The organism is Stenotrophomonas sp. GD04024, from assembly GCF_029837545.1.
Classification (GTDB): Bacteria; Pseudomonadota; Gammaproteobacteria; order Xanthomonadales; family Xanthomonadaceae; genus Stenotrophomonas; species Stenotrophomonas forensis.
The window spans coordinates 1-23933 of record NZ_JAOEDV010000068.1; the positions used below are offsets into that span (position 1 = coordinate 1).

The following is a 23933-nucleotide window of genomic DNA, read 5'->3' on the forward strand; positions in this document are numbered from 1 at the left end:
AGAAAAGCAACAGCGGGTCGCGCGCTGCGCTTGCTCGCAGTCGAGCAAGCTCGACTCTACGGAGCACTGCATACAAACAAAAGGACGCGGCGAAGGCCGCGTCCTTTTGTTTTCCTTCAGTTCGTCAGTAACCCATGCTCTTGCCCACCGTCACCGGGAAATGATTGGAGGCGGGACGGGTGCAGATGGCGGGACCGTCCACGGCATGGATGCCGTGGCCGAGCCCCCAAGGACGGGTTTACGGCGTGTCCCGCCATCTGCACCCGTCCCGCCCAACTCACAACAACCCAGAGCCGCTTTGGCTTTGGCTTCTGCCGTAGATTCTGCCCGCCGCAGGCGGACCACCGCGCGTCAGCGCGGCCCCTCCACATCCAGCCCGATCGGGCAGCTCACGCCCGTGCCACCAATGCCGCAGTAACCGTTCGGATTCTTCGCCAGATACTGCTGGTGATAATCCTCGGCGTAGTAGTACGTCGGTGCCGGGTACACGATCTCGGTGGTGATCGGGCCGTAACCGGCCGCATCCAGCTGCGCCTGGTAGGCCTCGCGGCTGGCCAGCGCGGCGGCGTATTGGGCCTCGTCGGTGGCGTGGATCGCCGAGCGGTACTGGGTGCCGGTGTCGTTGCCCTGGCGCATGCCCTGGGTCGGGTCGTGGCTTTCCCAGAACAGCTGCAGCAGCCGCTCCAGGCTCACCACCGCCGGGTCGAACACCACCTGCACCACTTCGGTGTGGCCGGTCAGGCCCGAACACACCTCTTCATAGGTCGGGTTCGGGGTGATGCCACCGGCATAGCCGACCGAGGTGCTGTACACGCCCGGCTCGTTCCAGAACTTGCGTTCGGCGCCCCAGAAGCAGCCCAGCGCAAAGCGGATCTGCTGCAGGCCGGCGAAACGGTCCTTCAGCGGATGACTGTTCACGAAGTGCTGGTTGCTGTGCAGCGGCAGCGGCTGCTCGCGCCCCGGCAGTGCTTCTTCCGGGCGCGGCAGGCGCTGCTTGAAGGCCCCGATGCCGAGGATGCCCTGGCCAATTCCCAACATGATGCGCTCCTACGCCGGAAGGCCGGCAATGTCGTCTGCATCTGAAATGGGGTCGTCCGGGGCGTGGCCCAAGTCCAGCGAGGCCACGATGTCCTCGGCCTGCGGCCGCGCCGCATCCGGGATGCCGACCCGCAGTACGCCGAACAATGGCAGCTCGCCCATGCCACCCAGCAGCTGCTCGCCAAACACGAAGGCGGGGATGCCGGCGTCTTCCAGTGCGTGCTTGACCAGGTGGGCGTCGAACAGGTTGTCGGCCTTGTACACGATGTGCATGCGACGGCTCCTTGGGGCAGGGGTCCAGCATACGCCCGGGCGCTGAATGCCGGTGGTGCGTTCTGCCGGCCAGCGGCCGGCACTACCCCCATCTGCGTGTCGATACGCAATCTGCCGGCCGGCAACCCCGGAAGGTGGGGGGTAGTGCCGGCCGCTGGCCGGCAACCCAGGCGCCGCCGGGCAGCCCTGCGCCGTACGCGCTAGACTGTTGGTCTTTCTGCCCTTTTTCGCCCCAGACTCATGTCCGAGCACACCCCCGCCAGCCCCGAGACCCCCGCCGACAGCCACGAAAAGCGCGATTTCATCCGCCAGATCGTGCGCGAGGACCTGGCCAGCGGAAAGCACCAGGCGATCAAGACCCGCTTCCCGCCCGAGCCGAACGGCTACCTGCACATCGGCCATGCCAAGTCGATCTGCCTGAACTTCGGCATCGCCGGTGAGTTCAGCGGTGTCTGCAACCTGCGCTTCGACGACACCAACCCGGCCAAGGAAGATCCGGAATACGTGGCCGCGATCCAGGACGACGTGCGCTGGCTGGGCTTCGAGTGGAACGAGCTGCGCCACGCCTCGGACTACTTCCAGACCTACTACCTAGCCGCCGAGAAGCTGATCGAACAGGGCAAGGCCTATGTCTGCGACCTGTCGGCCGAGGAAGTGCGCGCCTACCGTGGCACCCTGACCGAGCCGGGCCGCCCGTCGCCGTGGCGCGACCGCAGCGTCGAGGAGAACCTGGACCTGTTCCGCCGCATGCGCGCCGGTGAATTCCCGGATGGTGCGCGCACCCTGCGCGCCAAGATCGACATGGCCAGCGGCAACATCAACCTGCGCGATCCGGCGCTGTACCGCATCAAGCACGTCGAGCACCAGAACACCGGCAACGCGTGGCCGATCTACCCGATGTACGACTTCGCCCACGCGCTGGGCGATTCGATCGAGGGCATCACCCACTCGCTGTGCACGCTGGAATTCGAAGACCACCGCCCGCTGTACGACTGGTGCGTGGACAACGTGGATTTCGCCCATGACGACGCGCTGACCCAGCCGCTGGTCGACGCCGGCCTGCCGCGCGAAGCGGCCAAGCCGCGCCAGATCGAGTTCTCGCGCCTGAACATCAACTACACGGTGATGAGCAAGCGCAAGCTGATGGCGCTGGTCACCGAGCAGCTGGTGGACGGTTGGGAAGACCCGCGCATGCCGACCCTGCAGGGCCTGCGCCGCCGTGGGTACACGCCGGCAGCGATGCGCCTGTTCGCCGAGCGCGTGGGCATCAGCAAGCAGAATTCGCTGATCGACTTCAGCGTGCTGGAAGGCGCGCTGCGCGAAGACCTGGACAGCGCCGCACCGCGCCGCATGGCCGTGGTCGACCCGGTCAAGCTGGTGCTGAGCAACCTGCCCGAAGGCCACGAAGAGCAGCTGACCTTCAGCAACCATCCGAAGGACGAAAGCTTCGGCAGCCGCCAGGTGCCGTTCGCACGCGAAGTGTGGATCGATCGCGAGGACTTCGCCGAAGTGCCGCCGAAGGGCTGGAAGCGCCTGGTCCCGGGTGGCGAAGTACGCCTGCGCGGCGCCGGCATCATCCGCTGCGATGAGGTGATCAAGGATGCCGACGGCACCATCACCGAGCTGCGCGGCTGGCTGGATCCGGAATCGCGCCCGGGCATGGAAGGCGCCAACCGCAAGGTCAAGGGCACCATCCACTGGGTCAGCGCCGTGCATGGCGTGCCGGCCGAGATCCGCCTGTACGACCGTCTGTTCTCGGTGCCGAACCCGGACGACGAATCGGAAGGCAAGACCTATCGCGATTACCTCAACCCGGAATCGCGCCGCACCGTCACCGGCTATGTCGAGCCGGCCGCGGCCAGCGCTGCCCCGGAGCAGTCGTTCCAGTTCGAACGTACCGGCTACTTCGTTGCCGACCGCCGCGACCACACCGAGGCCAAGCCGGTGTTCAACCGCAGCGTGACCCTGCGCGACACCTGGTCGGCCTGAGGACCTGCGCGGGCGCCAGCACGGCGCCCGCACGCCCGCGACGATGATCACCGCCCTGTCCGCCCTGCTCTGGTTCATCTCGCAGCATCCGCTGCTGACGTTCTTTGCAGCGATGGTGCTGGCCGGGCTGGTCTCGTGGTGGCGGCGCTTTCCGGGCTACGCCATCGTGGTGTTCCCGCTGGCGATGCTCAACATCTTCCTCGGCCACTTCCTCAACGCCACCTTCCTCAATGCGGTGGGCGAGCGTGGTGAAGCGGTGATCGTCAAGGCCGAGGAAACCAACTCCACCCTCAACGAACAGTACATCTGGCGCTACGAAGCGGTGCTGCGTACCGCCGAGGGCCGTGACGTGGAGGTGGTGTTCCATACCAACACCGCCTCGTTGTGGCCACTGGAGAACGCGATCCGCATTCCGGCGCAGGACCAGCCCTTCGTGGTGAAGTACACCCCGGGCTTCCCGCGCAACTTCGTCATCCTCACCAACGAATCACCGCACGGCATTGCCCAGGCCCGGGCCAGCGCGCGCGAACGCGTGGAAGTGGCCGCACGCAAGCTGCATTTCAGCCCGGGCAACGCCGATTTCCGCGCAGACTATCGCCGCGAGCTGGAGACCTGGTTGCGCGAGCATGGCAATGATCCGCAGCAGCAGCCCGACGCGCAGCGTTATCGCGCCGAACTCGACGCACTCGACGCACTCGACGCAATCGATCGCTAGACCCCAGGCACTGCCTGGATGTTCCACCCCATCCATCCACAGGCCTGACATGACCACAACTTCCACCGCACTCCTCCCGCTGCTGCAGCAGGTGCTGCAGGAAGGCGGTATCGCCTGCCGCGTCGACGCTGGCGCGCTGCTGCTGGACAGTGGCCTGCGCCTGACCCCGCATGCCGTGGCCGCGAATGAACGCGACAACGGTGGCTGGCAGACCTCCACCGTCATCGAGACCCAGCACCCTGTGCTGTTCGCCGACGGCCTGTTCGAGTACCAGCACGCCAACGGCGCCGACGAACAGGCATCGCTGCTGTCCGGCTTCCAGACCTGGATGCGGGTGGACCTGGCGACCCTGCAGACCGCCGTCGGCGCCGCAGACGCCCAGGGCCTGCCGATGCTGGGCCTGACCTATCCGGGCGCCGAGGAAGGCGAAGAACTGCAGCGCACCGTGGTGCTGGGGCCGCTGGCGCACTACCGCGCACAGGAGGTGGATGCCTCCACCTGCGGCGAGGACGACCACGGTTCCTGCCCGTGCTGCCTGTTCACCCGCAGCATGGACGCCTTCGACGAGCTGCTGAGGGCGCGCCCGTTCCTGGCCATCCGCCTGTTCGCCTCGCGCGACGCCGAGGGCCTGTGCGAAGCCGATTGCCGGGTCAACGGCCACGATTTCGCCGCTGCCCTGCCCCTGCTGCGCGCCTATGCCGCCAGCTGGCCAAAGGCCGGGCTGGAGTTCCGCAAGCAGTACGTGGTGATCCGCACCGGCTCGCCGGGCTGACCCACCGCCACACCCGGTACAGGCCGCTGCGGCTACACTGCGCGCCGGTTTCCCAAGCAACCGCACCTTCTTCCATCCCACACGAGGCACCCCCGCGATGCTGTACGCGCAAGTCCACCTGACCCTTCCCGCCTGGATCCACGACCAGATCGACCTGGATCGTCGATATCCCGGCGATGAGGCCAAGGTCGCGCTGGCGATCGAGCTGTCGCGGTTGAACGTCGAGCACGCCAGTGGCGGCCCGTTCGGTGCGGTGGTGTTCGGCCCGGATGACAAGGTGATCGCCGCCGGCGTGAACCGGGTGATGCCGCACGCGACCTCGCTGGCGCACGCCGAGAACATGGCCTACATGCTGGCCCAGCAGCGCCTGCAGACCCCGCGCCTGAACGCGGTGCTGTCGCCGGTCACCCTGGCCACCAGCTCGCAGCCGTGCTGCCAGTGCTACGGCGCCACGGTGTGGGCCGGCATCGACCGCCTGCTGATCGGCGCCAACTCGGCCGACGTCGAGGAGCTGACCCCGTTCGATGAAGGCCCGCTGCCGGCCGACTGGGTCGGTGAGCTCAACAAGCGCGGCATCGAAGTGGTGCAGGGCCTGAACCGCGATGCTGCGCGCAGCGTGCTGCGTGCCTATGGGGAAAGCGATGGCGCCCGTTACTGAGACCGGCATCGGCCTGCTGTGCCTGTGCCGGCAGGGCTTCGAGCCCGAACTGGCCGGCGAGCTGCAGTTCCGCGCGGGCGAAGCCGGTTTCGCCGGCTATGCCCGCACCCAGCGCAATGACGGCTACGTGCTTTTCATGTGCGACGACGCCGCTGCATTGGCACCGCGCCTGCGCTGGCGCGAGCTGATCTTCGCGCGGCAGAAACTGCTGGTACTGGCCGAGCTGCCGCAGCTGGATCCGGCCGACCGCATCACGCCGATGCTGGAGGTGCTGGCCGATGCGCCGCGCTTCGGCGACCTGTGGGTTGAGCACCCCGACTCGGATGCGGGCAAGCCGCTCTCCGGCCTGGCGCGTGCCTTCGGCAACGCGCTGCGCCCGGCGCTGCGCAAGGCCGGCAAGCTGGCCGACAAGCCGAACAACCGCCTGCCACGCCTGCACGTGGTGTTCGTCGATGGTACCCATGCCTTCGTCTGCATCGCCGACCCGGCCGACAGCGCGCCGTGGGCGCTGGGCATTCCGCGCCTGAAGCTGCTGCCCGAAGCCCCCTCGCGTTCGGCACTGAAGCTGGACGAAGCGCTGTTGACCCTGCTGACGCCGGAAGAACGCGAGGCACTGGCCAAGCCTGGCATGCGCGCGGCCGACCTTGGCGCCGCACCCGGCGGCTGGACCTGGGTGCTGACCCGCCAGCACATGCACGTGCTGAGCATCGACAACGGCCCGCTGCGCCAGCATGTACTGGATACCGGACTGGTCGAGCACCTGCGCGCAGATGGCTTCCACTGGCACCCGGAGCAGCCGCTGGACTGGATGGTCTGCGACATGGTCGAGCAGCCGCGCCGCGTGGCCGAGCGCATGGCCACCTGGTTCCGCGAAGGCTGGTGCCGGCACGCGATCTTCAACCTGAAACTGCCGATGAAGAAGCGCTGGGACGAGACCCGGCTGTGCCTGGACCTGTTCCAGGACCAGGCCGGCAAGCCGCTGGTGGTGCGCGCCAAGCAGCTGTACCACGACCGCGAAGAGATCACCGTACTGGCTTCGCCGCTGCGCTGAGGCCATCGTGCCCGCCGGGCATGGCCCGGCGCTACCGAGGGATGCAACCATGCGATACCGCTCGACTCCGATACTGATCGCCCTGCTGGCGGCGGCTCCCGCCCTTGCCCAGCAGTTGCCGCATACGCCCGCGCAGAGCCAACCGCTCGGCCCGACCGGTGGCGCGATCCGCCAGCAACCGCTGGGCGCTGGCCGGGTCACCGGCAGCGTGGAAATTGCACAGCCGCCCGGCGAAGCGCAGGTGACCGTACGTTCGCTGGAGCCGAGCAGCGTGGTCGGCCAGTACCGCATCCGCTTCAGCGACCTGGACGTGAACGGCGATGGCTTCATCAGCCGCGAGGAAGCACAGGCCAACCCGGCATTGGCCGACGAGTTCAACGCGCTGGACCGCAGGCACCGCGGCAAGCTCGACCGCGCCGACCTGGCCGGTTGGCTGGTGGATTGATCCGCCGTCGCGATCTTCATCCACGCATGGCGTGGCTCTACTGACGCCGCGCACACGACCCGCTCCCGGTGGGTGCCAACCTTGGTTGGCACACTGTCGGAGGCGTGCCAACCAGGGTTGGCACCTACCAGGACGGCCTGTACTCCGGTCAGACGCCGGCGGCGCGCTTCCAGAATGCCTGCACCAGCGGCGGCCATTTGCCGACGCAGCCCAGCGCGCGGCCACGGGCCAGGGTCAGGTGCATCTCATCATTGGAGAACAGGCGATTGATCGCGTCGAAGCTGTAGGCGGCGATGTGATTGTCGCTGCGGCGCTCACGGGCCCAGCGCTGCAGCCGCTGCGGTGAAAGGCGTGGCTGGCCGCGGCGTTCCGTCGAGGGCGCCAGCCACTGCTGCAGGGCGGCGACATCGCGCAGGCCCAGGTTCACGCCCTGCCCGGCCAGCGGATGCACGACATGCGCGGCATCGCCCAGCGCCAGTACGCGACCAGCGACATAGTGGCGAGCGAGCTGACGGCGCAGCGGGAACGCCGCACGTGCCGAGGCCAGCCGCAGTTCGCCCAGGCGGGCGGCAAAGGCGCGGGTCAGTTCCCGATTGAACGCGGCTTCGTCCAGAGCCAGCACGCGAGCGGCTTCATCCTCCGGAAGGGTCCAGACGATCGAACTGCGGCGCTCGGCCACCGGCAGCAGCGCCAGCGGCCCGGTCGGCAGGAAGCGCTGCCAGGCCGTGGCCTGGTTCGGCAGTTCACTGTCCACGTAGGCCACCACGCCACGCTGGTGGTAGTCATGCCGCTCGACCTCGATCCCGGCCAGCCGGCGCAGGGTCGATTCGGCGCCGTCAGCGGCCACCGCCAGCGCCGCTTCCAGGCGACGGCCGTCGTCGAGGCGCAGGCGCACGCCGGCCTCGTCCTGCTCCAGCGTCTCCACCCGCGCCGGGCAATGCAGCTGCACGCCCGCGGCCGGCAGCGCCGCCCACAGGCGATCCTGCAGCAGGCCGTTCTCGACGATGTAACCCAACTCGCGCCGACCGAAGCGGTCCGCGTCGAACAACAGATCCTCACCACCTGCCGCATCCCACACCTGCATGCGCCGATAGGGCCACGCGCGGGCCTGCGCGATGGCGGGCCACACGCCCAGCCGGTTCAACAGCTGCACATTGTCAGCGGCGAAGGCAAACACCCGCAGGTCCGGCTGCGCGACCTGCCAGGGCGCCGGTTCACGCCCTTCCACCAGTGCGACCGAGAGCCCGGCATCGGCCAGTGCCAGCGCGCAGGCCGCACCCACCACGCCACCACCGACGATGGCCACGTCCAGACGCGCGTGCCGGCTCATGCGGCTTCTCCGCGGCACAGCCGCGGCACTTCGCCGCGGAAACCCATCGCGCCACCGACCAGCATCGACTGCACCGAGGCACGTTGCGCGGCCACCAGGCCAAGGCTGCGCAGCGGTCGCATCAGCGGTGCCGGATTGCTGGTCAGCCGCGCCAGGCCACCGGAGAACGCCACCGTCTGCCGGCGGTCCTCCTCACGGCGCGCGACATAGGCCTGCAGCAATGCGTCACTGCCGGCGTCCTCATGCGCATCCTCCAGCAGCTCGGCCAGGGTCAGCGCATCGCGCAGGCCCAGGTTGAAGCCCTGTGCGCCCAACGGGTGGATGGTCTGTGCGGCATTGCCGAGCAGCACCGCGCGCTCACCGGCCAGCGCACGCGCCAGCACCTGGATCAATGGATAGGCACTGCGCGGGCCGGAGTCGAGCAGGCGGCCGGCGCGCCAGCCGATCGCGTGCTGCAGTCGCTGCAGCCAGGCGGCATCATCCAGCGCCATCACCGCGTCGGCCTGGTCGCGCGCAACACCATGCACGGTGCCGAAGTGGCGGTCGCCGCGCGGCAGCAGCGCGGTCGGGCCGGTATCGGTGAAGCGCTCCCACGCCGTGCCATCCGGCGCGCGCTGGCTGCGCACGCGGGCGACAAACAGCGTCTGCTGGAAATCATGGCGGTCGACCTCGATCCCCAGCGCACCGCGCACGGCACTGGCGGTGCCATCGGCACCGACCACCAGCCGGGCCAGCAGCACGTGTTCGCCGTTCTCATCGGCCACCCGCACCTGGCGATAGCCGTCGACCACCTCGCCCAGCCCCAGGAAACGCATCGGCCGGTAACGGCGCAGCCGCGGCAGCTCCTGCAGCCGAGCCTCCAGCGCCTGGCCGAAATCGCGCGCGACCACCACCTGGCCGAACCAGGGCCGGTCATAGTCACTGGCCTCAAGCTGCACGCGGCCGAAATCACCGGCACGGCTGACATGGATGCGGCGGATCGGCCCCGGCGCCATCGCCAGCTTCTGCATCACGCCCAGCGCGGTCAGCGCGTTGACGGTGGCCGCGGCGAAACTGAGGTTGCGCTGGTCGAACACCGCCGGCAGTTCACCGGCGGGACTGGCCTCGAGCAGGCCTACGTCGCGGCCCAGGCGCTCCAGGGCAATGGCCAGGCTGGCGCCGACCAGGCCGCCTCCGACGATCAGCACGTCATGTCGTTCACTCATGCGTTCATGATACGCGCTCGTCCCGACTGTACGCCGAACGGGACGACGCCTGCGCCATCCCGTGCGGCGGGCTAGAATGAAACCTGAATCCGCCCCGGGCCCCCACCATGTCCGACACTGCCAACCGCGCCTTCGTCCTGTCCGTCCTTGTACTGCTGCTGGCGGCGACCCGGGTCAATCACTTCGCGGCCATTCCCGATGCCTCCTGGGCCGTGTTCTTCATCGGCGGCTTCTATCTGGCGCGCTGGACGCGCTGGGCGTTCCCGCTGCTGATGGTGTTCGCGGTGCTGGTCGACTGGATCGTGATCCGCAGCAGCGGCCTGGACTTCTGGCAGCACTACTGCGTGTCGCCAGGCTACTGGCTGCTGCTGCCGGCGTACTTCTCGCTGTGGGCCGGCGGCCTGCTGCTGGGCCGCAACTACCGCAGCGCGCGCTGGACGGTGCTGGCCAAGGGCGCAATGCTGCTGGTCGCCTCGGTGGCGGTCTGCCACCTGCTGGCGCAGGGCGGCTTCTACTGGACCAGCCGCAACGTGGCCGAACCGACCCTGGCCGGCTGGGCCCAGAACTACGCGCAATGGTTCGGGCCGTACCTGCGCACCACCGCGATCTATGTGGCGCTGGCCGCCGCCCTGCAGCTGGCCGTGGAGCAGGTCCTCAAGCTCCAGCAGGCCCGCCGCGACATCCGCCACTGAGCCACGCCATGGGCCATCGCCTCTCGCGCATCTACACCCGCACCGGCGACGACGGCAGCACCGGCCTTGGCGACGGCCAGCGCGTGGCCAAGGATGATGCCCGCGTTGCCTCCTTCGGCACGGTCGACGAGGCCAATGCAGCGCTCGGCCTGCTGCTGGCGGCACCGCTGCCCGAGGACGTGCGGGCGCTGGTCGTGCACCTGCAGCATCAGCTGTTCGACCTGGGCGCCGAGCTGTGCATCCCCGGCCACGCCGCGATCCACGCCGCCGACGTCTCGGCGCTGGAGCAGCAGCTGGACCACTACAACGCCAACCTGCCGATGCTCAAGGAATTCATCCTGCCGGCCGGGGGCGAAGCCGCTGCACGCTGCCACCTGGCACGCACCATCGTCCGCCGCGCCGAGCGCGAGACCGTTGCCCTGGCCCGCCGCGAGGCGGTGCGCAGCGAGGCCCTGCAATACCTCAACCGGCTGTCGGACCTGCTGTTCGTGCTGGCCCGGGTGCTGGCCCGTGCCGATGGCCATGGCGAGGCGCTGTGGCAGCCACAGCAGCGCCAGCGCTGAGTCGGCACGATGCTGGTCTATACCCATCCGTCCTGCCTGCTGCATGACCCCGGCCCCGGGCACCCGGAGTGCCCGCAGCGCCTGCAGCATGTGCTCGACGCCCTGCATGCGGCCTTTCCCGGCCAGCTGCAGTGGCGCCAAGCCCCTCCGGCCAAGTTCGGCGAACTGACCCGGGTGCATGACAGTTCCCTGCTTGACGTCGTGCTGCAGCCACAGACTGCCCCGCTGCGCCAGCTGGACATGGACACCTGGACCTCGCCGGGATCGGCCAGCGCCGCTGTTCACGCGGCCGGCGCCGGCGTGGCCGCAGTCGATGCGGTGATGCTCGGCGAGGATCCGCTGGCCTTCTGCGCGGTGCGGCCCCCGGGCCACCATGCCACCAGCAGCACCGCGATGGGCTTCTGCCTGCTCAACAACATCGCCATCGCCGCTGCCTATGCCCGCGACCGCCACGGCCTGGAACGGATTGCCGTGGTCGACTTCGACGTGCACCACGGCAACGGCACCCAGGACATCTTCCAGCACGATGCCCGGGTCTCGTACTACAGCACCCACCAGGCCGGGCTGTTCCCCAATTCGGGCCTGCGCCGCGACCGTGGCGCCGGCAACCTGATGAACATCCTGCTGCCGCCCGGAAGTGGCGGATTCCGCTTCCGCAATGTCTGGGCCGACGAGATGCTGCCGGCCATCGATGACTTCCGCCCGCAGCTGCTGCTGATCTCGGCCGGCTTCGATGCGCACCTGCGGGACCCGCAGGCCGATCTGATGCTGGAAACCGACGATTTCGCCTGGATCACCGGCGAGCTGCATGCGCTGGCACGTCGCCACGCGGCCGGCCGGGTGGTCTCGATGCTGGAGGGGGGCTACGACCTGCAGGCACTGGCCGAATGCGGCGTGGCGCATGTCCGGACCCTGATTTCAGGCGCCGGTGGTACCGTTGCCGGATGAACCCGAACCGGCAGTCTCCACCGCCCTTCATTGCCCCTATGCAAGGGATGGGGCAAGCTACCGTCCGTTTTCGCCCGAATCCGAACCGCGTGCGCCGAGCCCTCCGACTGCTTCCCCTGCCTCTGAGCATCGCCATCAGCCTGCCGGCGATGGCCGACGACAAGCCGCTCAACTGGGGCCTGTGCCCGGCCACCGACGTGATTCCCGCGTTCACTGACGCCCCCACCCCTGTGCCCGGCCAGGACAAGGCCGCTGCCGCGGCCGCCCGTGAGCAGCAGTCGACCGACATCGAGGGCGACCAGCTGCTGGGCACCACCACCGTGCCGCAGTACGAGGGCAACGTGGCCCTGCGCCGTGGCGATCAGTTCGTCGGCACCGACAAGCTCAGCTTCGATACCGAGACCGGCAACTACATCGCCGACGGCAATGTCCGCTACCAGGACGGGTCGATCCGGATGGTCGCCAAGCGTGCCGAGGGCAACCAGGAAAGCGACACCCACAAGATCTCCGACATCAAGTACCAGCTGGTGTCGCGCCGCGGCAACGGTGATGCCGAGTCGGTCGACCTGCAGGGTGCGGTCGGCCAGATGCACCGCTCCACCTACACCACCTGCGACCCCTCGCAGCCGGTATGGAAGCTGTCCGCGCCGCAGATCGAGGTGGACAACGACGAAGGCTTCGGCACCGCCCGCAACGCCGTGCTGCGTATCGGCAACGTGCCGGTCCTGTGGGCGCCGTACTTCAAGTTCCCGATCGATGACCGCCGCAAGACCGGCCTGCTGTTCCCGCAGGTGGGCATGTCCGGCCGCAACGGTTTCGACTACGCGCAGCCGATCTATTTCAATCTGGCGCCGAACTACGACGACACCTTGACCCCACGCTACATGAGCCGGCGCGGGCTGCTGCTCGACAACGAGTTCCGCTACCTCTACAACGGCGGTCGTGGCGACGTGCTGACTTCGTTCATGCCCAACGACAAGCTGCGCGACCGCGACCGCGGCCGGGTGATGTTCACCGGCTACCACAACGTGAACAGCAACTGGCAGGCGCGTGCCAACCTGGCCTGGGTCAGTGACGAGCGCTATGTGGAGGACTTCGCCAACCGCCTGGTGGGCGTCACGGCCTCCAACCTGCAGAGCACGATCGGGCTGTATGGCACCGGCCAGGACTGGACGGCCGGGATCATGGCCGACCGCTGGCAGCTGACCGATTACACCCTCAACGAAAGCGCCCTGCCCTACAACCGCCAGCCCCGCCTGTTCTTCAACTGGGACAAGCCGGTGCTGCCGTGGCTGGAAACCGGCATCTACACCGAAGCCGTGCGTTTCACCCACGACGACATCAACTACAAGTACGGCACCGATGTCGATCCGGACCTGCAGTACACGCGTACTGGCCAGCAGCTGAGGTCAGGCATCGGCGTCAGTGGTGGCTCGCGCCTGGACGTGAAACCGTACGTGTCGTTCCCGATCAGCGGCGCGGCCTGGTACGTCACCCCCACCCTGGCCTATCGCTACACCGCTTACCAGCTGGACCGCAGCCTGGTGGACGGCGTCAATGGCATCCGTGGGCAGATCCTGCGTTCACAGGGCATCGATCCGAACACCGCCACGCCGGAACAGCTGCGTGGCAACACCTCGCCCAGCCGCAGCCTGCCGATCGCCAGCCTCGATGCCGGCCTGTTCTTCGATCGCGAGACCAGAATCGGTGGCAAGTCGTTCCTGCAGACCCTGGAACCGCGCCTGTTCTACCTGCGCACGCCGTACCGCAACCAGGACGAGCTGCCGATCTTCGATACCCGTGACTTCACCTTCAGCTGGGGCCAGCTGTTCCGCGATTCGCGCTATACCGGCGCCGATCGCCAGAACGATGCCAACCAGCTGACCCTGGCGCTGGGCACCCGCTTCATCGACCAGACCACCGGCAAGGAACGGTTCTCGGCCGCCATCGGCCAGATCCAGTACTTCGACGAGTCGCGGGTGACACTCCCGGGCGGTGCGCCGGTGGAAAAGGGCAAGTCGGCCTGGATCGCCGACGGCAACTACATGATCAACGACCGCTGGACGCTGGGCGCCACCTACCAGTGGGACCCGAAGTACAAGCGCGAGGACCTGGCCAGCGTCCGTGCCCGCTACCTGATGCCCAACGATGGCGTGGTCAACCTCAGTTACCGCTACCGCATCAATGCCGGTGCCCCGGCCAGCGCCAACAAGCATGACCGGACCCTGCTGGAGCAGGCTGACCTGTCGTTCCTGTACCCGCTGAATGCGCGCTGGAGCGTGGTCGGCCGCTACTACTACTCCCTGCAGGACAAGGAACCGCTGGAAATCATCGCCGGCGTGCAGTGGGACAGCTGCTGCCTGGCCGTGCGCGCCGTGGCCCGCCGCTACGTGCGCAACCGCGAAGGTGACATGAACAACGCCATCCAGCTGGAGTTCGTGCTCAAGGGTCTGAGCTCCATCGGCCAGGACACGGACCGTACCCTGCGCCGTGCTATCCTCGGCTACAACCGCGACGACCTCTATCTCGTGCCGCCCAGCAACACCGGGGCGACCCGCGACGACTACGATCCGAATCAGATCCCATGACCAAGCGCTTCCCCGTTCTTCTCGCCTCGCTGCTGGCGGTGTCCAGCGTGTCCGCCCCCCTGCAGGTGCTTGCCCAGGAGGCGCAGCCGCTTGACCGCATCGCCGCCGTCGTCGATGAGGATGTGATCCTGCAGAGCGAGCTCCAGCGTGCGATCGCCAACATCAAGGCGCAGTACGCTGGCCGCGAAAACCAGCTGCCGCCGGAAGACGTGCTCAGCCGCCAGGTGCTCGAGCGCCTGGTGCTGGTCAAGCTGCAGGTCGCCCGCGCCCAGAGCAGCGGCATCCGGGTCGGCGACCAGGAGCTGAACCAGGCGATGAATGCCATCGCCCAGCAGAACGGCTCGACGCTGGACGCCCTGCGCCAGCGCCTGGCCCATGACGGTATCGACTTCAACGACTTCCGGGCCTCGGTGCGCGACGAGATCACCGTGCAGCGCCTGCGCCAGAGCTTCGCGCAGAGCCGCATCAGCGTCAGCGAGGGTGAAGTCGATGCCGCGCTGAAACAGCAGGCCACGGTGGGCAACCAGTACCACCTGGCGCACATCCTGATTGCCCTGCCCGACGGCGCCAATGCCGACCAGATCGCTACCGGCCAGAAGAAGGCCGACGGCGTGAAGACCCTGCTGGACAAGGGCGAGCTGGACTTCAACGCCGCCGCCGTCCGCTATTCGGACAGCCCCAACGCGCTGGAAGGCGGCGATCTGGGCTGGCGCAGCCTGGATGAAATCCCGCAGGCGTTCGCGCAGATGATGGAAAAGATGAAGCCCGGTGAAGTGGTGGGCCCGATCCGTGGCCCGAGCGGCTTCCAGCTGTTGAAGCTGGTGGACGTGCGTGATGCCAGTGCCACGGCCGGCGCGAGCACGGTCACCGAGTACCACGGCCGCCACATCCTGGTGCGCGTGGACGATCACCAGACCGACGCCGCCGCCAAGGCCAGGATCGATACCCTGCGCGCCCGCATTGCCGGTGGCGCGGACTTCGAGGCCGTGGCCAAGGAGTCCTCCGAGGACAACAACAGCAAGGGCCAGGGCGGCGATCTGGGCTGGTTCCCGGCCGACGCGTTCGGTCCGGCGTTCGGCCAGCAGGTCTCCGGTCTCCAGGATGGTGGCGTCAGCCAGCCGTTCCGTACCGATGCCGGTTGGCACATCGTGCAGCGCGTGGCCACCCGCCAGACCGACGTGACCAACGACAACCAGCGTGCCCAGGTCCGCGAGACCATCGGCCGCCGCAAGCTGGAAGACGAGTACAACCGCTTCCTGCAGGAACTGCGTGGCGAAGCCTACGTCAGCTTCCGCAGCGGCGACCGCGCGGAAAACACCGCCACGCCGCCGCAGTCCTGACCGATGCGCCCCGAGCTCGCTCTGGTACCGGGCGAGCCCGCCGGGATCGGCCCGGAACTGTGTGTCCGACTGGCCCAGCAGCCGCGTGAAGACAGCCGGCTGCTGGCCTTCGGCGATCCGGACACTCTGCGCGCGGCTGCAGCCGCGCTGAACCTGCCCCTGCAGCTGCTGCCCGAGGATGCCGAAGCCCGCGTCCCCGGCGACCTGCGCCTGCGCGTGGTCGCCAATGCCGTCCCCAGCCGGTTTGGCCACGCCGACCCGGCCAACGGCAGCGCGGTCATCGACGCGCTTCTCGGCGCGGGCCGAGCCTGCCTCAGCGGCGAACTGCAAGGCGTGGTCACCGGCCCGGTGCACAAGGCGGTCATCAACGAAGGCGGCATCGCCTACAGCGGCACCACCGAACTGCTGGCCGACCAGGCCGGGGTGAAGGTGGTGATGATGCTGGCCAACCCCATCGTGCGCGTGGCCCTGGCCACCACCCACCTGCCGCTGCGCGAGGTGGCCGATGCGATCACCGCACCCGGCCTGGAACACACCCTGCGTACCGTGCATGCCGCGCTACGCCGCGAGTTCGGCCTGCCTGCGCCGCGCATCGCCGTGCTCGGCCTGAACCCGCACGCCGGTGAAGACGGCCACCTGGGCCGCGAGGAACTGGACCTGATCATCCCGCTGCTGCAGCGCCTGCGCGCCGAAGGCATGGACCTGGTCGGGCCGCTGCCGGCCGACACCGCCTTCCTGCCGGCCAAGCTGGCCGGCTTCGACACCGTGCTGGCCATGTATCACGACCAGGGCCTGCCAGTGCTGAAGTACTCGGGCTTCGAACAGGCAGTGAACCTGACCCTGGGCCTGCCCTATCCGCGCGTGGCGGTCGACCATGGCACCGCGCTGGATCTGGCCGGCCGCGGCATCGCCGATCCCTCCAGCCTGCAGGCGGCAACGACGCTGTGTGCGCAGCTGGCGCGGCAACGTACACTGAGCGCATGAATTCCCCGCATTCCCCCTCCGGCCCGGTGTTCACCGCCCCGGCCAAGAAGCAGCTTGGCCAGCATTTCCTGGCCGATCGCCACTACATCGACAAGATCGTGATGGCGGTCAATCCGAAAGACGGCGACCGCCTGATCGAAATTGGTCCCGGCCAGGGCGCGATCACGCTGCCGCTGCTGCGCGTGCATCCGAAGCTGACGGTGATCGAGTTCGACCGCGACCTGATCGCGCCGCTGACCGCCGCCGCCGAGCCGCTGGGCGAGCTGACCATCGTCCATCGCGACGTGCTGCGCGTGGACTTCACCGAGCTGGCCGCCGGCCAGCCGATCCGCCTGGTCGGCAACCTGCCCTACAACATCTCCTCGCCGATCCTGTTCCATGCGCTGGAACATGCCGCAGTGGTCCGCGACATGCACTTCATGCTGCAGAAGGAAGTGGTCGATCGCATGGCCGCCGGCCCCGGCAGCAAGGTGTATGGCCGCCTCAGCGTGATGCTGCAGGCGTACTGCCAGGTGACCTCGCTGTTCGTGGTGCCACCGGGCGCCTTCCGGCCGCCGCCGAAGGTCGATTCGGCCGTGGTACGGCTGGTGCCGCGCGATCCGGCCAGCATCGGCATCAACGATCACAGGCGCTTTGCCGAGGTGGTCAAGGCCGCCTTCGGGCAGCGCCGCAAGACCCTGCGCAATGCGCTGAACAACGTGGTGTCCGCCGAGCAGTTCATCGCCGCCGGCGTGCGTCCCGATGCCCGCGCCGAACAGCTGGACGTGGCCGAATTCGTCGCTCTGGCCAATGCCTCCTGATTACACTGCCGGTATGGAAGACGCTGACGTTTATGCCATCTCCGTCGAAGTCGCGCCGCGCTTCCTCGACGATCAATCCGCACCGGAAGACGGTCGCTTTGCGTTCGCCTATACGATCCGCATCCACAACCAGGGACGGGTGGCCGCACGCCTGGTCGCACGCCATTGGCGCATCACCGATGCCAATGGCCGCGTCGAGCATGTCGATGGCGACGGGGTGATCGGCGAGCAGCCGCGGCTGCGCCCCGGTGAAGACTTCCGTTACACCTCCGGTGTCATGCTGGGGACCGATCACGGCACCATGCAGGGACACTACGACATGGTCGCCGACGATGGCACCGAATTCGCCGCGCCGGTCGCACCGTTCGTGCTGGCCGTCCCGCGTACCCTGCACTGACAAGGAGGCCGAACGATGAGTGTGTGGGCGATCGGCGACCTGCAGGGCTGCTATGACGTCACCCAGCGACTGCTGGAGAAGATCCGCTTCGACCCGGCGCAGGACACCCTGTGGTTCTGCGGCGATCTGGTCAACCGCGGCGGCCAGTCACTGGAAACGCTGCGGCTGGTGCACTCGCTGCGCGAGCACAGCGTGGTGGTGCTGGGCAACCATGATCTTTCGCTGCTGGCCGTCGGTGCGCGCACCGAAGAGGAGCAGCGCAAGGTCAACCCGGACCTGCTGCGCATCGTGCAGGCCGAGGACCGCGACGAACTGCTGGACTGGCTGCGCCTGCAGAAGCTGGTGCACGTGGACCGCGAGCTGGGCTGGATGATGGTGCATGCCGGCCTGGCGCCGAAGTGGACCACGCAGATGGCCGAGAAACATGCGGCCGAAGTCGAGGCGCAGTTGCACGGCGCCGGCTACCGCAAGCTGTTCCGCAACATGTACGGCGACAAGCCCAGCTGGGCGCCCAACCTGTCCGGCTATGACCGTTCGCGCGCGATCATCAATGTGCTGACGCGCATGCGCTACTGCACCCCGCGTGGGCGCATCGGCATCGAGGACAAGGGCACGCCGGGCACGCAGGAACAGGGGTTGTACCCCTGGTTCGAAGTGCCGGGCCGGGTCGAGCGCGACCTGAAGGTCGTCTGCGGCCACTGGTCCGCGCTCGGCCTGACCATCACCCAGGGCGTGCACGCCATCGACACCGGTGCGGTGTGGGGCGGGAAGTTGACCGCGCTGCAGCTCGATACCGATGAGCTGCGCGTGGTGCAGGTGCCGGGCCGTGATGTGCCGGCCCCCGTTGCCAACGCCCGTCCGCCGGCGCGACCGGCAAACGAGCGTCCTGCCGCTTCGGCACAGGGCAAGGAACAGGGCGGTGGCACACCTGCTGGTAACCCGGGCACCCGCGGCCCGCGCCGTCGTCGCCGTCGTGGCGGTGGTGGCGGTGGTGGCGGTGGCTCTGCAGGCCCGGGCAACAACGGCGCCCCGCCGCAGGCGTGATGCGACCGGGCCCGGCACCATGGACGGTGCTGCTGCTGACGCTGGCGCTGGCCAGCGGCTGCCAGCCCGGTTCGCCTCCAACTCCCACGGCCGCGCAGGACGCCGCAGCCACGCCGGCACCACCGCAGGCGCCCTCGCCGCCGCTGGTGGCCGCCGCACGCGCACAGATCGGCGTCACCGTCCGCTACGACCCGGCTTATCAGGTACTCGCCTATCCCGGTGGTGACGTCGCGCGCGATCGCGGCGTGTGCACCGACGTGGTGGTGCGCGCCCTGCGCAGCCAGGGCCTGGATCTGCAGGCACGCGTGCATGAGGACATGCGCGGGAATTTCAGTGCCTATCCGGCGATCTGGGGCCTGTCACGGCCGGACCGCAACATCGATCATCGTCGCGTCCCCAACCTGATGCGCTGGTTCGAGCGCCAGGGCTGGCAGCAACCGGTCACCGCCCTCGCCACCGACTACGCGGCCGGCGACATCGTCGCCTGGAAGCTCAACGGCAACGGACTGCTGCACGTCGGCATCGTCTCCGACCGGCGGCTGGCCGATGGCACGCCGCTGGTGCTGCACAACATGGCGCGCGGCACGCGCGAAGAGAACCTGCTGTTCCAGCACGCGATCATCGGGCATTACCGGATGCCGGCTCCGTAGAGTCGAGCTTGCTCGACTATGCCCTGTGTATCCACCAAGAGCAGTCGAGCAAGCTCGACTCTACAGATGCGTTGCGATCAGCGGCGCACGTAATGCACGAAGCGGAACGCGTAGGCGTGGCGTTCGTCGGCAGGGTGCGGTTCGCTGCTCACGTGCTGCCAGTCGTGCGCATCCACCTCGGGGAAATGGGTGTCGGCCGGCACTTCGGCATCGACCCAGGTCAGGTACAGGTCACTGGCCTGGTCGAGCAGCTGACGGAAGATCTCGCCACCGCCGATGATGCACAGCTCGTTCGCGCCCTCGCCTTCGGCAATCGCCTTGGCTGCGTCCAGCGACGCCACCGCGCGCATGCCTTCAAACGGCACCTGGCCGCTGCGGGTCAGCACCAGGTTGGTCCGCCCCGGCAGCACGCGGCCGATCGATTCGGCGGTCTTGCGCCCCATCAGGATCGGCTTGCCGAGAGTCAGCGCCTTGAAGTGCTTGAAGTCGTCCGGCAGGTGCCAGGGCATGGCATTGCCCTGGCCGATGCCACGGTTGCGATCCAGCGCGACGATCATCGACAGCTTCATCGCGCTCACACGGCCACCGGTGCCTTGATCGCCGGATGCGGGTCGTAGCCGTCGATGCGGATGTCGTCGAACTGGAAACCGAACAGGTCGGTCACGTCCGGGTTCAACCACAGCGTCGGCAGCGCGCGCGGTTCACGCGACAGCTGCTCGCGGGCCTGCTCGAAATGGTTCGAGTACAGGTGCGCGTCACCCAGCGTATGCACGAAATCGCCCACGCCCAGGCCGGTGGCCTGCGCCACCATGTGGGTCAGCAGCGCGTAGCTGGCGATGTTGAACGGCACGCCGAGGAAGATGTCGCCGCTGCGCTGGTACAGCTGGCAGCTGAGCTTGCCGTCCACCACGTAGAACTGGAACAGGTTGTGGCACGGCATCAGCGCCATCTGCGAAAGCTCGCCCACGTTCCAGGCGCTGACCACCAGCCGGCGCGAATCGGGGTTGCGCTTGATCTCGTCCACCAGCCACTGCATCTGGTCGATCGCACCGCCATCGGCGGTCGCCCAGCTGCGCCACTGCTTGCCGTAGACCGGGCCGAGATCGCCTTTCTCGTCGGCCCACTCGTCCCAGATGCGCACCTGGTTGTCCTTCAGGTAGCCGATGTTGGTATCGCCCTTCAGGAACCACAGCAGCTCGTGGATGATCGAGCGCAGGTGCAGCTTCTTGGTGGTGACCAGCGGGAAGCCGTCGTTGAGGTTGAAGCGCATCTGCCAGCCGAACACGCTGCGGGTGCCGGTGCCGGTGCGGTCGCTCTTTTCGGCGCCGTGTTCCAGCACATGAGAAAGCAGGTCCAGGTAGGCCTTCATGCCTTGCCCTCGGCGGCCACCATCGGCTGCGGCTGCAGCACCGGCGCGCGGCGCGACATCGCCAGCAGCACCAGGCCGAATGCGATCAGCGGCAGGCTGAGGATCTGGCCACGGGTCAGCCAGTCGAAGGCCACGTAGACGCCGTTGTCAGGCATGCGCACGAACTCGACGGCGAAGCGGAACAGGCCGTACATCAGCGCGAACAGGCCACCGACCAGATAGCGGTGGCGCGGTTTGGCCGACACGATCCACAGCACCACGAACATCACCAGCCCTTCCAGGAAGGCTTCATACAGCTGCGAAGGATGACGTGCGAACTGGTTCAGCGCGCCGCTGGCGAACTGCGCCTGCAGGGTCGCGTGGTCCAGCTGGTTCAGCGGCGCCGGCAGGCCGGACGGGAACACCACGCCCCAGCTGCCGTCGGTGTACTTGCCCCACAGCTCGGCACCGATGAAGTTGCCGATACGGCCAAAGCCCAGGCCCAGCGGCACCAGCGGCGCCATGAAATCCATGGTGTCGAAGAAGTGCAGCGCGTGCTTGCGCGACCACCACCAGCAGGCGCCGAGCACGCCCAGCAGGCCGCCGTGGAAGCTCATGCCGCCATCCCAGACCTTGAACAGCAGCAGCGGGTTGTGCAGGAAATCGCCCAGCGCGTAGAACAGCATGTAGCCGATGCGCCCGCCCAGCACCACGCCGAGCATGGCGTAGAACAGCAGGTCGGAGAAGCCGTTTGCATCAACGCCCGGCAGGCGCCCGTCGGCAATGCGCTTGCGGCCCAGCAGCCAGGCCGCAGTGAAGCCGAGCAGGTACATGATGCCGTACCAGTGCACCTTGATCGGCCCCAGCGAGAGGGCGATGGGGTCGATGTCGTGGAAATAGATCATGGAAGGTGCCTTGCGGTTGAACGCCTATTCTCGGGCCAGTGCCGCCCCGGCTCAACCAAGGAGCTGCGGGGTGTTGGGCAGGCCGTCATCGTCTGACCGCGTCGCGGCCGGAAAGTGCCCTTCCACCAGGGTCGAAACCTCTTCGATGGCGCCGCGCAGCGCCTCGACCGGGTTCGGGCCGCGCAGGCCCTCGCGCAGATGGGTACAGACCCGCTGCCACTGCGCCGGACTGATCCTGCCGTGCAGTCCACGGTCAGCGACGATCTCGATCGCGTGGTCGGCCAGCAGCAGGTAGATCAGCACGCCGTTGTTGTGGGCGGTATCCCAGGTGCGCAGGCGGGCGAAGGCATGTTCGGCGGCCTGGCGCGGGGTGACCTTGCGCCACAGCGCGTCCAGCGGCAGGTCGGCCTCCACCGCGAACATCACCTGCCCGCCGTGGCGCTGCTCACCGGCGGCGATGGCCTCGGTGATCGCCTGCAGCGTGGCCGGCGGGAACGCGCGCCGTACCGACGGCGAGAACAGATGGCGGCACAGACGTTGGATCATCACCAGCCTCCCGATGCGCCGCCGCCGCCGGAACGGCCACCGCCGCCGCCCCAACCGCCGCCGCCGAAGCCACCGCCTCCACCGAAGCCGCCTCCGCCGCCCCAGCTGCCACCGCCCCAGCCGCCGCCGCCGGCAAAGCGGCCCGGGTGCCCGGAGAGCATGGCGACAATCAGGCCAACGATGCCGGCCAGGCCGCTGGCCAACAGCGTGGAGGTGAACAGGAACGCCGCCAATGCCGCTCCCCCGCCACCGAGCAGCCCACGCAGCGGGCGCGGCACGCGCGAGAACACCCCGCGCAGGATGCTGCCGGCAAACACGCCGATGAACAGGGCCAGGAACCAGGTATCGCCACCACCGTCGGGCTCACCGCCACGCTGGCCACTGACGGGTGCCGGCAGGTCTTCGCCATCGATCAGCTTGACCAGCACGCCGGTGGCGTCAGTGATGCCACCGGCATAGTCACCGCTGCGGAAACGCGGCACCAGGTACTCCTGGATGACGCGGTTGGCGATGGCATCGGGAATCGCGCCCTCCAGGCCGTAGCCCGGCTCGATGCGCACACGCCGGTCATCCTTGGCCACCACCAGCAGCACGCCGTCATCCACGCCCTTGCGGCCGATCTGCCACTGGTCGAAGACCCGCGTGGTGTACTGCGCGATGTCTTCCGGCTGGGTGGTGGGCACCACCAGCACCTGCAGCTGGCTGCCCTTGCGCTGCTGCAGGTCAGTCGCCTGCTGCACCAGCGCCTGCTGCTGCGCGGCGTCGAGCGTGCCGGTGGTATCGACCACCGGCGAATCCAGCGCCGGAATCGGCGCCAACTGCTGCGCCTGCGACGCCAACGGCAGCCACAGCAGCAGGGCCAGCAGCGCAGTGGCCAGGCGCATCGGTCAGTGGCCCGGCTGCGGTGCCGGCTGCTGCTGCGGCGCATTGCCGAAATCGACCGCCGGCGCGCTGGAGATCTGCGCTTCGTTGTCCACAGTGAAGTTCGGCTTGGTCTTGTAGCCGAAGATCTTGGCGGTGATCACCTGCGGGAACGAGCGGATGTAGGTGTTGTAGTCCTGCACCTGCTGGATGTAGCGGCCGCGGGCGACGGTGACCCGGTTCTCCGTGCCTTCCAGCTGCGCCTGCAGGTCGCGGAAGTTCTGGTCGGACTTCAGCTGCGGATAGTTTTCGGTGACCACCAGCAGCCGCGACAGCGCGCTGCCCAGTTCGCCCTGGGCCTGCTGGAACTGCTTGAGCGAGGCTTCGTCGTCGGCGTTGACGTTGATCTGGCCGACCCGCGACCGGGCGTTGGTGACTTCGGTCAGCACGCGCTCTTCCTGGCTGGCGAAGCCCTTCACGGTCTGCACCAGGTTGGGCACCAGGTCGGCGCGGCGCTTGTACTGGTTGATGACCTCCGACCAGCTGGCCTTGACCGCTTCATCCTTCTGCTGGATGGCGTTGTAGCCGCAGCCGGAGAGCAGGGAGGCCAGCAGCATCAGGGGCAGGATACGAGTGAACAGGCGCATGGCGGAGGTTCCGGGTGGACGTGGCGCCGAGCATGCCATGGTTCGGGTGAAGGTCGGCCATCGGGCGCCGCCCCCTCCGCGGTGGTTGTGCTCATGGATCGCCTGAGTAGTCCGGGCGGGTGGGCATGGCGGGGGACGCCGTGA

General features: G+C 68.1%; 25 protein-coding genes and 1 pseudogene. 16 read left to right on the plus strand and 10 right to left on the minus strand.

All coding sequences use genetic code 11. The features are described from left to right. Positions 1-351 precede the first annotated feature (351 nt). Together msrA and N7590_RS17280 are read right to left on the minus strand one after the other, a co-directional pair. Positions 352-1017 (minus strand): peptide-methionine (S)-S-oxide reductase MsrA, encoded by a 666-nt coding sequence (gene msrA, locus N7590_RS17275; protein ID WP_049457340.1) that lies wholly within the window; start codon positions 1015-1017, stop codon positions 352-354. 30 nt (positions 1018-1047) lie between these two features. After that, positions 1048-1311 (minus strand): DUF2007 domain-containing protein, encoded by a 264-nt coding sequence (locus N7590_RS17280; protein WP_004154314.1) that lies wholly within the window; start codon positions 1309-1311, stop codon positions 1048-1050. Positions 1312-1551: 240 nt separating this feature from the next. Between N7590_RS17280 and N7590_RS17285 the strand changes: the two genes are divergently transcribed. The 6 genes from N7590_RS17285 (at position 1552) to N7590_RS17310 (ending at position 6941) form a co-directional block, all read left to right on the plus strand. Then, a complete protein-coding gene (locus N7590_RS17285) occupies positions 1552-3300 on the plus strand; it encodes a glutamine--tRNA ligase/YqeY domain fusion protein (protein WP_111112387.1) in 1749 nt (582 codons plus the stop codon). A gap of 43 nt (positions 3301-3343) precedes the next feature. Further along, positions 3344-4015 (plus strand): hypothetical protein, encoded by a 672-nt coding sequence (locus N7590_RS17290; RefSeq protein ID WP_164242633.1) that lies wholly within the window; start codon positions 3344-3346, stop codon positions 4013-4015. Positions 4016-4064: 49 nt separating this feature from the next. Further along, positions 4065-4787, plus strand: coding sequence for a DUF6348 family protein (locus N7590_RS17295; protein WP_164242632.1), 723 nt, complete (start codon positions 4065-4067; stop codon positions 4785-4787). Positions 4788-4884: 97 nt separating this feature from the next. Then, positions 4885-5445: a nucleoside deaminase gene (locus N7590_RS17300; protein WP_004154307.1), complete on the plus strand. Its 561-nt coding sequence runs from the start codon at positions 4885-4887 to the stop codon at positions 5443-5445. Continuing rightward, on the plus strand, positions 5429-6496 hold the full coding sequence (gene rlmM / locus N7590_RS17305) for a 23S rRNA (cytidine(2498)-2'-O)-methyltransferase RlmM (RefSeq protein WP_053511382.1): 1068 nt from the start codon (positions 5429-5431) through the stop codon (positions 6494-6496). Before N7590_RS17300 ends, rlmM begins: the two co-directional genes overlap by 17 nt. Positions 6497-6545: 49 nt before the next feature. Then, positions 6546-6941: an EF-hand domain-containing protein gene (locus N7590_RS17310; protein ID WP_164242631.1), complete on the plus strand. Its 396-nt coding sequence runs from the start codon at positions 6546-6548 to the stop codon at positions 6939-6941. A 148-nt stretch (positions 6942-7089) separates the two neighbouring features. Here N7590_RS17310 and N7590_RS17315 read toward each other — a convergent pair whose 3' ends face one another. Continuing rightward, positions 7090-8271 carry a UbiH/UbiF family hydroxylase gene (locus tag N7590_RS17315; RefSeq protein WP_053511380.1) on the minus strand — a complete coding sequence of 394 codons (1182 nt, stop codon included), beginning with the start codon at positions 8269-8271 and terminating at the stop codon, positions 7090-7092. Then, positions 8268-9476: a 2-octaprenyl-6-methoxyphenyl hydroxylase gene (gene ubiH / locus N7590_RS17320; protein ID WP_053511379.1), complete on the minus strand. Its 1209-nt coding sequence runs from the start codon at positions 9474-9476 to the stop codon at positions 8268-8270. The genes N7590_RS17315 and ubiH overlap by 4 nt, the downstream gene beginning before the upstream one ends. A 107-nt stretch (positions 9477-9583) precedes the next feature. Between ubiH and N7590_RS17325 the strand changes: the two genes are divergently transcribed. From N7590_RS17325 to N7590_RS17370, 10 genes and pseudogenes are all read left to right on the plus strand, one after another. Continuing rightward, positions 9584-10168, plus strand: a complete 585-nt coding sequence (locus tag N7590_RS17325) for a hypothetical protein (protein ID WP_053511378.1) — start codon at positions 9584-9586, stop codon at positions 10166-10168. Positions 10169-10176: 8 nt separating this feature from the next. Continuing rightward, the gene (locus N7590_RS17330) at positions 10177-10731 is read left to right on the plus strand and encodes a cob(I)yrinic acid a,c-diamide adenosyltransferase (RefSeq protein ID WP_053511377.1); all 555 of its coding nucleotides are present in this window, start codon (positions 10177-10179) and stop codon (positions 10729-10731) included. 9 nt (positions 10732-10740) lie between these two features. Further along, a complete protein-coding gene (locus tag N7590_RS17335) occupies positions 10741-11679 on the plus strand; it encodes a histone deacetylase family protein (protein WP_164242630.1) in 939 nt (312 codons plus the stop codon). 89 nt (positions 11680-11768) lie between these two features. Then, positions 11769-14267, plus strand: a complete 2499-nt coding sequence (lptD, locus tag N7590_RS17340; protein ID WP_080376011.1) for an LPS-assembly protein LptD — start codon at positions 11769-11771, stop codon at positions 14265-14267. Further along, positions 14264-15592 (plus strand): annotated as a pseudogene (locus tag N7590_RS17345) (peptidylprolyl isomerase); the annotation flags it as partial. The gene lptD and the pseudogene N7590_RS17345, both read left to right, overlap by 4 nt. Positions 15593-15610: 18 nt before the next feature. Further along, positions 15611-16591 carry a 4-hydroxythreonine-4-phosphate dehydrogenase PdxA gene (gene pdxA, locus N7590_RS17350; RefSeq protein ID WP_164242628.1) on the plus strand — a complete coding sequence of 327 codons (981 nt, stop codon included), beginning with the start codon at positions 15611-15613 and terminating at the stop codon, positions 16589-16591. After that, the gene (rsmA, locus tag N7590_RS17355; protein WP_053511372.1) at positions 16588-17391 is read left to right on the plus strand and encodes a 16S rRNA (adenine(1518)-N(6)/adenine(1519)-N(6))-dimethyltransferase RsmA; all 804 of its coding nucleotides are present in this window, start codon (positions 16588-16590) and stop codon (positions 17389-17391) included. Before pdxA ends, rsmA begins: the two co-directional genes overlap by 4 nt. A 13-nt stretch (positions 17392-17404) precedes the next feature. Then, the gene (apaG, locus tag N7590_RS17360) at positions 17405-17788 is read left to right on the plus strand and encodes a Co2+/Mg2+ efflux protein ApaG (protein WP_008268668.1); all 384 of its coding nucleotides are present in this window, start codon (positions 17405-17407) and stop codon (positions 17786-17788) included. Between the two features lie 15 nt (positions 17789-17803). Beyond that, positions 17804-18832, plus strand: coding sequence for a symmetrical bis(5'-nucleosyl)-tetraphosphatase (locus tag N7590_RS17365; protein ID WP_279935757.1), 1029 nt, complete (start codon positions 17804-17806; stop codon positions 18830-18832). Then, positions 18829-19482 carry a DUF1287 domain-containing protein gene (locus tag N7590_RS17370; RefSeq protein ID WP_164242626.1) on the plus strand — a complete coding sequence of 218 codons (654 nt, stop codon included), beginning with the start codon at positions 18829-18831 and terminating at the stop codon, positions 19480-19482. Before N7590_RS17365 ends, N7590_RS17370 begins: the two co-directional genes overlap by 4 nt. Before the next feature lie 77 nt (positions 19483-19559). Here N7590_RS17370 and N7590_RS17375 read toward each other — a convergent pair whose 3' ends face one another. Genes N7590_RS17375 through N7590_RS17400 form a run of 6 tightly spaced genes read right to left on the minus strand, consistent with a single transcriptional unit; the run spans position 19560 to position 23789 of the window. Beyond that, positions 19560-20051 carry a dihydrofolate reductase gene (locus N7590_RS17375; RefSeq protein ID WP_164242634.1) on the minus strand — a complete coding sequence of 164 codons (492 nt, stop codon included), beginning with the start codon at positions 20049-20051 and terminating at the stop codon, positions 19560-19562. Between the two features lie 5 nt (positions 20052-20056). Further along, positions 20057-20851 carry a thymidylate synthase gene (locus N7590_RS17380; RefSeq protein WP_164242625.1) on the minus strand — a complete coding sequence of 265 codons (795 nt, stop codon included), beginning with the start codon at positions 20849-20851 and terminating at the stop codon, positions 20057-20059. Beyond that, positions 20848-21735: a prolipoprotein diacylglyceryl transferase gene (lgt, locus tag N7590_RS17385; RefSeq protein WP_053511367.1), complete on the minus strand. Its 888-nt coding sequence runs from the start codon at positions 21733-21735 to the stop codon at positions 20848-20850. The genes N7590_RS17380 and lgt overlap by 4 nt, the downstream gene beginning before the upstream one ends. Before the next feature lie 51 nt (positions 21736-21786). Continuing rightward, on the minus strand, positions 21787-22281 hold the full coding sequence (locus N7590_RS17390) for a TPM domain-containing protein (RefSeq protein WP_053448837.1): 495 nt from the start codon (positions 22279-22281) through the stop codon (positions 21787-21789). Beyond that, positions 22281-23165 carry a TPM domain-containing protein gene (locus N7590_RS17395; protein WP_053511365.1) on the minus strand — a complete coding sequence of 295 codons (885 nt, stop codon included), beginning with the start codon at positions 23163-23165 and terminating at the stop codon, positions 22281-22283. The genes N7590_RS17390 and N7590_RS17395 overlap by 1 nt, the downstream gene beginning before the upstream one ends. A 3-nt stretch (positions 23166-23168) precedes the next feature. Continuing rightward, entirely contained in the window at positions 23169-23789 is a 621-nt protein-coding gene (locus tag N7590_RS17400; protein WP_008266893.1) for a LemA family protein, read from the minus strand. Between the last annotated feature and the right edge of the window lie 144 nt (positions 23790-23933).